This window comes from Cellulomonas endophytica, assembly GCF_004123805.1.
In the GTDB taxonomy this organism is placed as follows: Bacteria; Actinomycetota; Actinomycetes; order Actinomycetales; family Cellulomonadaceae; genus Cellulomonas; species Cellulomonas endophytica.
In genome coordinates, this window is sequence record NZ_RWJX01000085.1 from 1 (window position 1) to 12,376 (window position 12,376).

Annotated in this window: 11 protein-coding genes; 9 read left to right on the forward strand and 2 right to left on the reverse strand. The window is 76.7% G+C overall.

Translation table 11 applies throughout. The features are described 5' to 3' along the window. On the forward strand, positions 1–1,489 hold a 1,489-nt coding region (locus tag EJA20_RS16185), incomplete at its 5' end, for a lipopolysaccharide biosynthesis protein (RefSeq protein WP_240675580.1). Positions 1,490–1,539: 50 nt separating this feature from the next. Next, a complete protein-coding gene (hisS, locus tag EJA20_RS16190) occupies positions 1,540–2,910 on the forward strand; it encodes a histidine--tRNA ligase (RefSeq protein WP_129339577.1) in 1,371 nt (456 codons plus the stop codon). On the opposite strand, the gene EJA20_RS16195 is transcribed toward hisS, so the two are convergent. Continuing rightward, positions 2,903–3,424, reverse strand: coding sequence for a TspO/MBR family protein (locus EJA20_RS16195; RefSeq protein ID WP_129339578.1), 522 nt, complete (start codon positions 3,422–3,424; stop codon positions 2,903–2,905). The two genes, hisS and EJA20_RS16195, sit on opposite strands and share 8 nt — an antisense overlap. Positions 3,425–3,500: 76 nt before the next feature. Between EJA20_RS16195 and EJA20_RS16200 the strand changes: the two genes are divergently transcribed. The 3 genes from EJA20_RS16200 to EJA20_RS19575 all read left to right on the forward strand — a co-directional run bounded on the left by EJA20_RS16200 (position 3,501) and on the right by EJA20_RS19575 (position 6,974). Continuing rightward, positions 3,501–4,154 (forward strand): hypothetical protein, encoded by a 654-nt coding sequence (locus EJA20_RS16200; protein WP_129339579.1) that lies wholly within the window; start codon positions 3,501–3,503, stop codon positions 4,152–4,154. 118 nt (positions 4,155–4,272) lie between these two features. After that, positions 4,273–6,117, forward strand: a complete 1,845-nt coding sequence (gene aspS, locus EJA20_RS16205; protein WP_129339580.1) for an aspartate--tRNA ligase — start codon at positions 4,273–4,275, stop codon at positions 6,115–6,117. Beyond that, on the forward strand, positions 6,114–6,974 hold the full coding sequence (locus EJA20_RS19575; protein ID WP_129339581.1) for a GNAT family N-acetyltransferase: 861 nt from the start codon (positions 6,114–6,116) through the stop codon (positions 6,972–6,974). The genes aspS and EJA20_RS19575 overlap by 4 nt, the downstream gene beginning before the upstream one ends. 2 nt (positions 6,975–6,976) lie before the next feature. Here EJA20_RS19575 and EJA20_RS16215 read toward each other — a convergent pair whose 3' ends face one another. Beyond that, the gene (locus tag EJA20_RS16215) at positions 6,977–9,226 is read right to left on the reverse strand and encodes an MMPL family transporter (RefSeq protein ID WP_129339582.1); all 2,250 of its coding nucleotides are present in this window, start codon (positions 9,224–9,226) and stop codon (positions 6,977–6,979) included. 95 nt (positions 9,227–9,321) lie between these two features. On the opposite strand from EJA20_RS16215, the gene EJA20_RS16220 reads away from it, so the two are divergent. The 4 genes from EJA20_RS16220 to EJA20_RS16235 form a co-directional block, all read left to right on the forward strand. Continuing rightward, positions 9,322–10,752, forward strand: coding sequence for a replication-associated recombination protein A (locus tag EJA20_RS16220; protein ID WP_129339583.1), 1,431 nt, complete (start codon positions 9,322–9,324; stop codon positions 10,750–10,752). A 174-nt stretch (positions 10,753–10,926) separates the two neighbouring features. Beyond that, complete coding sequence (gene rpsD, locus EJA20_RS16225) at positions 10,927–11,553, forward strand: 30S ribosomal protein S4 (protein WP_129339584.1); 627 nt, start codon at positions 10,927–10,929, stop codon at positions 11,551–11,553. A 151-nt stretch (positions 11,554–11,704) separates the two neighbouring features. Then, positions 11,705–12,073, forward strand: coding sequence for a DUF948 domain-containing protein (locus tag EJA20_RS16230; protein WP_129339585.1), 369 nt, complete (start codon positions 11,705–11,707; stop codon positions 12,071–12,073). Then, on the forward strand, positions 12,070–12,376 hold a 307-nt coding region (locus EJA20_RS16235), incomplete at its 3' end, for a hypothetical protein (protein ID WP_129339586.1). The genes EJA20_RS16230 and EJA20_RS16235, both read left to right, overlap by 4 nt.

Consider the following 12,376-nt stretch of genomic DNA (forward strand, 5'->3'; position numbering starts at 1 on the left):
CGGCCCCGGCGCGCCCGTCCCGCCGCCGCCCGGTGGCGCCGGCGGCCTCGGCGGCCGGGCCGCGCGCGGTGCCGCGTCCACGGGCGCGGGCCTCGTCGCCAAGATCGGGCTGCAGCTCGTGGGCACGGTCGTCCTCGCGCGGCTGCTGCTGCCCGAGGACTACGGCCTCATCGCCATGGTGCTCGCGATCATCGGCGTCGGGGAGACGGTCCGGGACTTCGGCCTGAGCTCGGCCGCGATCCAGTCCCCGGACCTCAGCCGCGCGCAGCGCTCCAACCTGTTCTGGGTCAACACGGGCATCGGCGCCGTCCTCGGGCTCGTCGTGCTCGCCGGGTCCGGCGCCATCGCGGGCTTCTACGACGAGCCGGCGCTGGCGGCCATCGCCCAGGCCCTCGCCGTCACCTTCCTCCTCAACGGCGCCTCGACGCAGTACCGGGCCGACCTCGTGCGGGGCATGCGCTTCGGCACGGTGGCGAAGATCGACGTCCTCGGGCCGGCGCTCGCGCTCGGGACCGCCGTGGCGCTCGCCGCCGCCGGCGCGGGGTACTGGGCGCTCGTCGTCCAGCAGCTCGTCCAGGCGGTCGTGCTCCTCGTCGGGGTCGTGGCCGCCGCCCGGTGGCTGCCGCGCCGGTACGACCGGACCGCCCCCATGCGGGCGTTCTTCCGCTTCGGCGGCAACCTGCTGGCCTCCCAGCTCCTGGGCTACGCGGCGAACAACGTCGACACCCTCGTCATCGGGCAGCGCTTCGGCGCCGGCCCGCTCGGCGTCTACAACCGCGGGTTCCAGCTGCTCATGAGCCCGCTGAACCAGGTGAGGGCACCCAGCACGACCGTCGCCCTGCCCGTCCTGGCCCGCGCGAAGCCCGGGCCGGAGTTCGACGGCATCGTCCACGCGGGCCAGCGCGTCATGGGGTACCCCCTCGCCGTCGGGCTCGCGCTCGTAGCCGGCTGCGCGGTGCCCCTCGTGGAGCTCCTGCTGGGCCCGACCTGGTCCCAGGTCCCGCCGATCCTGCGCCTGCTCGCCGTGGCGGGCCTCCTCCAGACCCTCGCGCACGTGGGCTACTGGGTGTACCTGTCGCGGGGGCTGACGAAGGACCTGCTGCAGTACTCGGTGATCTCCGCCGCCATCCGGATCGCCTGCGTCCTGGGCGGGAGCATCTGGGGGATCGTCGGCGTGGCCGCCGGGTACGCGCTCGCGCCGGCCATCGCCTGGCCGCTCTCGCTGTGGTGGCTGCACCGGGCGGCCGGCCTGCCGGTCGGCCCCCTGTACGCCGGTGCGTCACGCATCCTTCTCGTCGGCACCCTCACCGCCGTCGGCTCCTACGGAGCGGTGCAGCTGCTGGCGGGGACGCCCGTCGTCGTGCAGGTGCTCCTCGGCGCCGTCGCCGGCGTCGTCGCGGCCGCGCTGGCGCTGCTGCTGCCGGCCGTCCGCTCGGACCTGGCGCTCCTGGTCCGCGCCGGCCGCGCCGGGCTGCGCCGCAAGGGCTGACACCGGCCCACCGCACCGACCCGTCCCCACCTCTGCGAGGATCGTCCGTCATGGCCCGCCCCACCCCCCTGTCCGGCTTCCCCGAGTGGCTCCCGCAGGGGCGCACCGTCGAGCAGCACGTCCTCGACACGCTGCGCCGCACCTTCGAGCTCCACGGCTTCGCCGGCATCGAGACCCGGGCGGTCGAGCCGCTCGACCAGCTCCTGCGCAAGGGCGAGACCTCGAAGGAGGTCTACGTCCTGCGGCGCCTGCAGGAGGCGCCGGGGGAGGAGCCCGCCGGCGACGACCGGCTCGGCCTGCACTTCGACCTCACCGTGCCCTTCGCGCGGTACGTGCTCGAGAACGCCGGGCACCTGGTGTTCCCGTTCCGGCGGTACCAGATCCAGAAGGTCTGGCGCGGCGAGCGCCCCCAGGACGGCCGCTTCCGCGAGTTCGTCCAGGCCGACATCGACGTGGTCGGGGCGGGCACCCTGCCCTACCACCTCGAGGTCGAGCTGCCCCTGGTCATCGCCGAGGCGTTCGGCGCGCTCCGGGAGGTCGGGCTGCCGCCCGTGCGCATCCTCGTGAACAACCGCAAGGTCGCGGAGGGCTTCTACCGCGGCCTGGGCCTCACCGACGTCGAGGCGGTCCTGCGCGGCATCGACAAGCTCGACAAGGTCGGCCCGGACGCCGTCGCCGCGCTCCTCGTCGCCGACGCCGGGGCCACGCCCGAGCAGGCCGCTGCCTGCCTGGAGCTCGCAGCCGTGCACGGGGAGGACGAGCAGGTCGTCGACCGGGTGCGCGCCCTGGCCGAGCGGCACGGCGCGGGGGGCGCCCTGCTCGACGAGGGCCTGGCCGAGCTCGGCGCGCTCGTCGGCGCGGCGGCCCGTCGGGCCCCGGGGGTCGTCGTCGCGGACCTGAGGATCGCGCGGGGCCTCGACTACTACACCGGGTCCGTCTACGAGACGGTGCTCGTCGGGCACGAGGGCCTGGGCTCCATCTGCTCCGGCGGCCGCTACGACACCCTCGCCTCCGACGGCGCCACGACCTACCCGGGCGTCGGGCTGTCCGTCGGGGTGTCCCGGCTCGTCTCGCGGCTGCTGTCGGCCGGGCTCGTGCGGGCGACGCGGTCCGTGCCGTCGGCCGTCCTCGTCGCCGTCACGGACGAGGAGCACCGCGACCGCTCCTCGGACGTCGCCGCCGCGCTGCGGGCCCGGGGCATCCCGGTCGAGGTGGCGCCGAGCGCCGCGAAGTTCGGCAAGCAGATCCGCCACGCCGACCGCCGTGGGATCCCCTTCGTCTGGTTCTGCGGCGCGGGCCAGGACGGGGGCGACGAGGTCAAGGACATCCGCTCGGGCGAGCAGGCCCCCGCGGACGCTGCGTCCTGGGCGCCCCCGGCCGAGGACCTCTGGCCGCGCGTCGAGCCCGCCGACGTCAGTTGAGGACGGCGATCCCGGCGTTGAGGGTCGTCGCGTACAGCACCCACGCGAGGTAGGGCAGCAGCAGCAGGGCCGCGGGGCGGCTGTGGCGGCGGAAGGCGACCGCCGTCGCCGCGATGAGCACCGCCAGCACGACGATGATCGCGAGCGCGCCCCACGTCGAGCGGCCCGAGAAGAACACGGGCGTCCAGGCGGCGTTGAGGCACAGCTGGACGACGTACAGCGTCAGCGCGCCCTGGGCCGGCTGCCACCCGCCACGGCGCCAGACGAGCCACGCCGCGACCGCCATGAGCACGTAGAGCACCGTCCACACCGGCGCGAACACGGCGTCCGGGGGGTTCCACGCGACCTTCTCCGCCGCGGCGTACCAGCCGTCGACGCCGGACTGCGTGGAGGTCCCCGCGACCGCGCCGATCGCGAGGTTCGCGGCGACGAGCGTGAGGAGGACCCCGACGTCCAGCGCCCGGCTCCGCGGCGCCGGGTCGACGGCGGACGGGGCCGGGGCGTGGGTGCTCATGCCGTCGACCCTGCGCCGGGCCCGCGGCGGCGGCAACCGGGGGGCGGCCGGGGCCGCGCCGGGTGAGGATCGCCCCGTGACGGGAGCGGGAGCGCAGGACGGGTCGGAGGACGCCGGGCACCGCCGGTTCTCCGGCCACATCGCGGGAGCGGGGTCGACGAGCGGGGTGCGCCTCGTCGTCGGGCGGTGGCTGCGCTCCCCCCTGGGGGCGTTCGCCGACGTCATGCTCGAGGACGTGGACGGACGGCGGCACCTGCTCGTGCCGCGGCCGGACGTGGCCGAGCTCGTCGCCGGCGTGTACCGCTTCGACGAGGTGGTCGACACGCCCGTGCGGGTGCGGACCGACCGGGACCGCCGCCGCTGGCACGTCGAGGCCGGGCCGCTGCAGGTGGACCTCACGGTCGGGTGGCGGACGGCGCTCGGCGCCCTGCTGCGGACGGTGCCGGGGCCGCTGGCGACGTCGACGGCGTTCGCCACCGCGGTCGACCCGGTCGCGCGGCGGGTCCTGCCGGGGGTCCGGACCCGCGGGAGGTCCGGCGGGCGCACGGAGTGGTACGGCGCCACCGACCAGCACGCGGTCGTCGCGCTGGCGGGGAGCTGGCAGGGGAGCCCGCTGGGCGCGCTCGCCCCGGTCGAGCCCGCGGTGCGGTTCGGCTTCTCCTCGACGCCGCGGCGTCCGACGGTCACCCGCGTCACGACGACGATCGGCCCGCTGCGGCCCCCGGGCTGATGCCCGCCCGCGCCCCGGCCCCCCGCGGCGGCGGTCCGGCCCTCGCCCACTACGATCGTCGCCGGGCCGTGCGCGACGGGCGCCGGGCCCTCCCCGCCCCCGACCCAGAGGACCTCCTGTGCTCCGCACCCACACCGCCGGCTCGCTGCGAGCCGAGCACATCGGCACCACCGTGACCCTCACCGGGTGGGTGGACCGGCGGCGGGACCACGGCGGCGTGGCGTTCGTGGACCTGCGGGACGCGTCCGGCATCGCGCAGGTCGTGGTCCGCGACGAGGCCGTCGCCCACGGGCTGCGCGCCGAGTACGTCCTGCAGGTGACGGGCGAGGTCGGCCGCCGCCCCGAGGGCAACGAGAACGCGCACCTGGCGACCGGCGAGGTCGAGGTGACGGCCTCCGAGGTCGTCGTCCTCAACGAGTCGGCCCCGCTGCCGTTCCAGGTCTCGACCTCGCTCGACGAGCCCGTCGGCGAGGAGGCGCGGCTGCGCCACCGCTACCTCGACCTGCGCCGGCCGGCGCCCGCCCGGGCGCTGCGCCTGCGGGCCCAGGCGAACCGCGCCGCCCGCGCGGTGCTGGACGCCCAGGACTTCGTCGAGGTGGAGACGCCGACGCTGACGCGCTCGACGCCCGAGGGCGCCCGCGACTTCGTCGTCCCCGCGCGCCTGGCGCCCGGCTCCTGGTACGCGCTCCCGCAGTCGCCCCAGCTGTTCAAGCAGCTCCTCATGGTCGGCGGCCTCGAGCGCTACTACCAGATCGCGCGCTGCTACCGCGACGAGGACTTCCGCGCCGACCGCCAGCCGGAGTTCACGCAGCTCGACGTCGAGATGAGCTTCGTGGACCAGGAGGACGTCATCGCGCTCGGCGAGCAGGTCCTCGTCGCCCTGTGGAAGCTGATCGACGTCGAGATCCCCACGCCGATCGCGCGGATGACGTTCGCCGACGCCATGGCGCGCTACGGCACGGACAAGCCCGACCTGCGCTTCGGCCTGGAGCTCGTCGACCTCACGTCCTACTTCGCGCGGACGCCGTTCCGCGTGTTCCAGGCGCCCTACGTCGGCGCCGTGGTGCAGCCCGGCGGCGCCGCCACGCCCCGCCGCGGCTTCGACGCCTGGCAGGAGTGGGCCAAGCAGCGCGGCGCCAAGGGGCTCGCCTACGTGACGGTCGGGGAGGACGGGACCCTCGGCGGGCCCGTCGCCAAGAACATCTCGGAGTCCGAGCGCGAGGGCCTCGCCGCCGCGGTCGGCGCCGCCCCCGGCGACGCCGTGTTCTTCGCCGCCGGGGCCCCGACGGGGGCGCGCTCCCTGCTCGGCGCGGCCCGCCTGGAGATCGGGCGTCGCGGCGGGCTGCTCGACGAGAGCGCCTGGTCGTTCGTGTGGGTCGTCGACGCGCCGCTGTTCAAGCCGACGGGCGAGGACGACGACGTCGCCGTCGGCGCGGGCGCCTGGACCGCCGTGCACCACGCCTTCACCTCCCCGACGCCGGAGTGGGTCGACCGGTTCGAGGAGAGCCCGGGCGAGGCGCTCGCCTACGCCTACGACATCGTCTGCAACGGCAACGAGATCGGTGGCGGGTCCATCCGTATCCACCGCCGGGACGTGCAGGAGCGCGTCTTCGCGGTCATGGGCATCGACGAGGCCGAGGCGCAGGAGAAGTTCGGCTTCCTCCTCGACGCCTTCGCCTTCGGCGCCCCGCCGCACGGCGGCATCGCGTTCGGGTGGGACCGGATCGTCGCGCTGCTCACGGGGTCCGAGTCCATCCGCGAGGTCATCGCCTTCCCCAAGTCGGGCGGCGGCTACGACCCGCTCACCGGGGCCCCCGCCCCCATCACCGCGCAGCAGCGCAAGGAGGCCGGCGTCGACGCGCAGGCCCCCCGGCGTGGTGAGGGCACCGGCACCGCGACCGGCACCGAGGGCGGCACCGAGCGCGACGGCGGGCCGGGGGCCGCGGCCGCGCCGACCGCGTGAGCGACGGCGCCGGCGACCGGCACGCCGACGACGACCTCGTCGACCGCCTGCCGTCGCGGTGGCGCGAGGACCCGCTGCTCCTCCAGCGGCGGACCCTCTGGGCGGGCGCGGCCGTCCACGGCGACGACCGGGCGGTGCTCGTCGTCGCCGGGCCGGCGCCCGCACGCGTCACGGGGCTGGGGGAGGCGGACCACCTGGCCGTCCTCCTCGCCGCGCACCTGGGGGACGCCGGCACGGAGGCCGGGCGCCCGGCGCCCGTGGGCCCGGTGACCCTGCCGCGGGAGGTGGCCGCCGTCCCCCCGGGCCTCGACCCCGTCTCGGCGTGGGACTGGATGCTCACCACGCAGGCGCCGCCGGCGGACGCGCCCGTGCCGCGGGACGTCCGGGTCGTCGCGCTCGACCCCGCCCGTGCCCGGGACGCGGCCGCCGTGCGCGCCTGCCTGCGCCGCGGCAACCCCCGGACCACGGCCGACCCGGGCGCCCCCGGCACCGCGGGCTGGTGGGCCGTGCTCGAGGAGGACGGCGAGGACGGCGAGGACGGCGAGGACGGCACCGCCGCGGTCGCGGTCATCGGCGCCGAGGCGCGCCCCGCCGCACCCGGCAGGACGTCGTGGCACCTCCACGGCCTCGCGGTGGTGCCGGAGCGGCGGCGCGGGGGCCTGGGCACGGCCCTCACCGCCGCCGCGGTCCGCGCCGGTCTCGCCGCGGGCGCGGCGTTCGTGTCCCTGGGCCTGTACGCGGACAACCACGGGGCCCGACGCATCTACGAGCGGCTCGGCTTCCGCACGCACGCCCGCATGCGCACCTGGGCGCCCCCGGGCGTACCCGTCACCGTCGGGCCGCCCGTCCCGCGCTGAGGTCAGTCCGTCAGGCCGAGGCGGGCGTGCAGCCGGGCCAGGGGGCGCGGCGCCCACCAGTTCCACCGGTCGAGCAGCGTCATCGTCGCCGGGACGAGCAGGAGCCGCACGAGCGTGGCGTCGACGACGACCGCCACCGCCAGCGCGAAGCCCACCTGCTTGATGACGACGAGCTGCCCCGCGACGAAGCCGGCGAAGACCACGACGATGATCGCCGCCGCCGAGGTGATGATGCGCCCGGAGCGCTGCAGCCCCCGGCGCACCGCCTCGTCCGTGGGGCGTCCCTCGTCGTGCGCCTCCTTGATGCGCGAGAGCAGGAACACCTCGTAGTCCATCGCGAGCCCGAAGGCGAAGGAGACGACGAGCGCGAGGACGTACGTCTCGATGCCGCCCGTCGAGGTGAAGCCCAGCAGCCCCGAGCCGTTGCCGTCCTGGAACACCCAGACGAGCACGCCGAGGGACGCGGCGATGGACAGCAGGTTCGTCAGCAGCGCCTTCACGGGCACGACGACGCTGCCCGTCATGAGGAACAGCAGCGCGAGGGTGGCCACCACGACGACCGCCGCGGCCGCGGCCACGCGGTCGGTCAGCGCCTCGGTGAAGTCGAGCTGGCCCGCGGCCTGCCCGAGGACCCAGGTCTCGAACCCCGGGTCCAGCGCGCGGACCTCGCGCACCACGTCCGCCGCCTCCGGCCCGCCGGGGTCGGTGCTCCCGGGCCGCACCCCGAGCACCACCACGGAGCCCGACGCGACGGGCGGGTCGACCGAGGCGACCCCGTCGAGACCGGCCAGCGTGCCGGCCCAGCCGGACGCGGTCTCCAGCGAGGTCCGTGCCACGACGGTGACGGCCGGCGCCCCCGCCGAGGGGTACTCCCGCGCCACGGTGTCGACGAAGGTGCGCTGGACGCTGCTCTCCGGCAGGAGCTCCGTGCCGGAGATCCGCAGCTGCAGGTGGGTGACGGGGAGCGCGAGGACGACGAGGGCCGCGAGGCTGCCCGCCAGGACCCACCACGGGTGGCGCTGGACGCGGGCCGCCAGCCGGGAGAAGGCGCCCTCCTCGTGCTGCACGTCCGAGGCGCGGGCGAGCACGGCGCGGACCCCGGGCACGCGGGTGAGCGGGCCGGGCCGCAGCAGCCGCCGCCCCGAGAGCACCAGCAGCGCGGGCACGAGCGTGAGGGCGGTCGCGACCGCGACGAGGACCACCGCGACGCCGGCCGCGCCGATCGCCCGCAGGATCGTCGGCGAGAAGAGCAGGAGCCCGCTGATGGCGATGGCGACGGTGAGCGCGGAGAACGCGACGGTCCGCCCCGCGGTCGCCATCGTCCGCTCGACCGCCGCCGCCACGAGGGGGTCGCCGCGCCGCCGCCGGCCGCGCCCGGAGCCCGGCACCTCGGCCGCGGTGCGCGCGTGCAGCTCCTCGCGGAAGCGGGAGACGACGAGCAGCCCGTAGTCGATGGACAGGCCGAGCGCGAGGACGGTCACGACGTTGACGACCGCCGCGTCGACGTCGAGCGCGTAGGTGAAGGCCAGCAGTGCGCCCAGACCACCCGCGATGGAGGCCAGCGCGCCGGCGAGCGGCATGGACGCGGCGAGGAACCCGCCGAAGACGAGCACCATGATGAGGAGCGCCACGGGCAGCGCGACGGCCTCGCCCGTGCGCAGGTCCCGCTCGACCTGGTCCGTGATCTCCTCGACGACGAGGCTCGCGCCGCCGACGAGGCCGTCCGCCCCGGGTGCGACGTCCCCGAGGGCGGCCGGCACGGCCCGCAACCGCTCCGCGACCGCCCCCAGCGCCCGCTCCCGCGCGTCCTCCGCCAGGTCGGGCAGCAGCTCGACGACGACGAGGAAGCCGTCGCCGTCCTGCGCCAGCAGCGGCGCCGCCGCGGGCGAGGTGGCACCCCCGGGCAGCACGAACGGGTCGATGACGGAGGCCACCCCGTCGACCCCGGCCAGGTCCTCGCGCACGGGCGCGAGCGCCTCCGCCACGCCGGCGGTCGTCGGGGGGACGTCCTGCACGACGAGCGTGAGGGAGGAGGCGCCGGGAGCCTCGGCCGCCAGCACCGCCTCGCCCTCCGCCGACTCGGTGCCGGGGACGCCGGGGGCGCCCGTCGCGAGCCGGTCGAAGAGGTCCTGCCCGTGGACCCCGAGCACCGCCAGCGCGTAGCAGGCGACGGTGACGACGGCCCACACGACGACGGTGGACCGCGGGTGGCGGCCGACGAGGCGGCCGAGGCGGGCGAACACGCCGGTCATCGTGCCACGGGGCGGTCCTGCGGCCGTGCCCGGGCCGTGCCCGGGCCGCGCCGGCGCCGGGGGGGCGCGTCGGTGCCGCGTCGTAGGGTGCGCGCGTGGACCTGTTCGACGCGGTGACGACGACGGCCCAGGGCGTCCCGGCACCCCTGGCGTCGGCGCCGCTCGCCGTGCGCATGCGGCCCCGGACGCTCGACGAGGTGGCCGGCCAGGAGCACCTGCTCGTGCCGGGGTCGCCGCTGCGCCGGCTCGTCGAGCCCGCGGCGCCGGGGTCGGCGCGGGCCCAGCCGTCGTCCGTCGTCCTCTGGGGCCCGCCCGGCACGGGGAAGACGACCCTGGCGTACCTCGTCGCTCAGGGCTCCGGGCGCCGCTTCGTCGAGCTGTCGGCCGTGACCGCCGGCGTGAAGGACGTGCGGGCGGTCATCGAGGACGCCCGCCGCCGGCTGGCGGGGGACGGCACGGAGACCGTGCTCTTCATCGACGAGGTGCACCGCTTCAGCAAGTCCCAGCAGGACGCGCTCCTGCCCAGCGTCGAGAACCGCTGGGTGACCCTCGTGGCGGCGACGACCGAGAACCCGTCGTTCTCCGTCAACTCCCCGCTGCTGTCGCGGTCGCTGCTGCTCACGCTGCGGCCGCTGGGCACGGAGGACGTCCGCCGGCTCGTGCGGCGCGCCGTGACGGACGAGCGCGGCCTCGGCGGCGCGGTCGTCCTCGCGGACGACGCGGAGGAGCAGCTGCTGCGCCTGTCGGGCGGGGACGCCCGCAAGGCCCTGACCGTGCTCGAGGCCGCGGCGGGCGCGGTGCTGCCCGGCGAGCCCGGCCAGGAGGGGCCCGTGCCGGTCGACCTCGCGGCCGTGGAGCGCGCGGTCGACGTCGCGGCCGTCCGCTACGACCGCGACGGGGACCAGCACTACGACGTCATCAGCGCCTTCATCAAGTCCCTGCGCGGCTCGGACGTCGACGCGGCGCTGCACTACCTCGCCCGGATGGTGGCGGCGGGGGAGGACCCCCGCTTCATCGCCCGGCGCATCGTCATCGCCGCCTCGGAGGAGGTCGCGATGGCCGACCCGAGCGCGCTGCAGACGGCGGTGGCCGCCGCGCAGGCCGTGGCGCTCCTCGGGATGCCGGAGGGGGCGATCGTGCTGGCGCAGGCCGTCGTGCACGTCGCCAGCGCGCCGAAGTCGAACGCGTCCTACACGGGGCTGAACCGTGCCCTCGCCGACGTGCGCGCCGGCCGGGCAGGCCCCGTGCCCGCACACCTGCGCGACGCCCACTACGCGGGCGCGCAGGCGCTCGGGCACGGCCAGGGCTACCGCTACGCGCACGACGAGCCGCACGCGGTCGCCCGGCAGCAGTACCTGCCCGACGACCTCGTCGGCTCCCGCTACTACGAGCCCTCCGACCGGGGCTACGAGCGGCAGGTGGCCGAGCGCCTCGTGCGCGTGCGGCAGCTCCTGGGCCGGGACGCCGGGGGCGGGCCGGCGGGCGGGCCCGGGGGCGATTCGGAGGCGGAGGGCCCCAGAGGGTAGGGTGGACCGGTTCGTGCGACGGGTCCGCCCGCGCACGGTCTCCCTGGGGTCCTAGCCCGCGCACCACCCTGCGCCCGTGACGTCGTCACGCGCCGGTGCGCACCACGGTCGGCCCCACGCCCGCACGGGGTCGTCCCGTCGGCGGGTGTGACGTCACGACAGAGAGAGCAGCACATGAGCAGCGTCACCCGCTCGCGCCGCCAGGTCCGCCTGAGCCGCGCCCTCGGCCTGGCCCTCACGCCGAAGGCCGTCAAGCACTTCGAGAAGCGCCCCTACCCGCCCGGCGAGCACGGCCGTGCGCGTCGTCGGACCGAGTCCGACTACGCCGTCCGGCTGCGCGAGAAGCAGCGCCTGCGCGCCCAGTACGCGCTGCGCGAGAAGCAGCTCGCCCGCGCGTACGAGGCCGCCCGCAAGGCCCCGGGCCTGACCGGTGAGGCGCTCGTCGAGGACCTCGAGACGCGTCTGGACGCCCTGGTGCTCCGCGCCGGGTTCGCCCGCACGATCCTCCAGGCCCGCCAGGTCGTGACGCACCGCCACATCCTGGTCGACGGCAAGATCGTGGACCGCCCCTCGTTCCGGGTGTCCGAGGGCCAGACCCTCCAGATCAAGCCCAAGAGCCAGACGACGACGCCCTTCCAGGTCGCCGCCGCCGGCGCCCACCGCGACGTCCTGCCGACGCTGCCGGGCTACCTCGACGTGCAGCTCGAGAAGCTCACGGCGACCCTCGTGCGCCGCCCGAAGCGCGCCGAGGTCCCCGTGACCTGCGAGGTCCAGCTCGTCGTCGAGTACTACGCGCGCTGACCCGCACCGCACCACCGACGCCCCGTCCCGCACGCCGCCCCGCGGCCGTGCGCGGCGGGGCGTCGTCGTCGTCGGGCACGGGCGTCCGGGTAGGGTTCTGCAGGTCCGGGGCGCGGCACGGGGCCCAGCCCGGACGGACGGAGGGACGGTCATGTCGGTCGGGGACCTCGCGGGCCTGCTCGCGGCCATCGCGTTCGTCGTGCTGGTCGTGCTGCTCGGCACGGTGCTGGGCAAGGTCGGCCGCGTCGTCGACGCCCTGCGCGACTCCGTGCGCGAGATGACGGACCACGCGCTGCCGGTGCTCGACGAGGCCGCGGGCGTCATCGCGTCCACGAACGCCCAGCTCGGCAAGGTCGACACCGTCACGACGTCGGCCGCGCAGGTCTCGGAGAACGTCTCGGCGCTCACCTCGCTCGTCGCCGCCACCGTCGGCACGCCGCTGGTGCGGGTCGCGGCGTTCTCGCACGCCGCCCGCCGCGCCGCCGCCACCCTGCTCGACGGGGTCGGGAAGCGCGCGTGAGCCGCCTGCTCTGGGTCGGCGTCGGCGCCGTGGGCGCCGTCGTCGGGCTGCGCCGCGCGAAGGCCGCCGTGGACGCCCGCGTCCCGGCCGGCGCCCGCGACCTCGTCTCCGACCTCGACCGCTGGACCCGCGCGGCCCAGCTCGCCCGCGAGGAGTTCTCCGTCGCGCTCCTCGAGCGCGAGGAGGAGCTCAAGCACCGCCTCCTCGGGGACGTGGACGTCGACGAGCTGCGCCGCCGCCGGGCCGCCGACCGCGGCCCCGCCGCAGCCCCCGGACGCGCCGCCCGCGGCCGCCGGCCCGGGC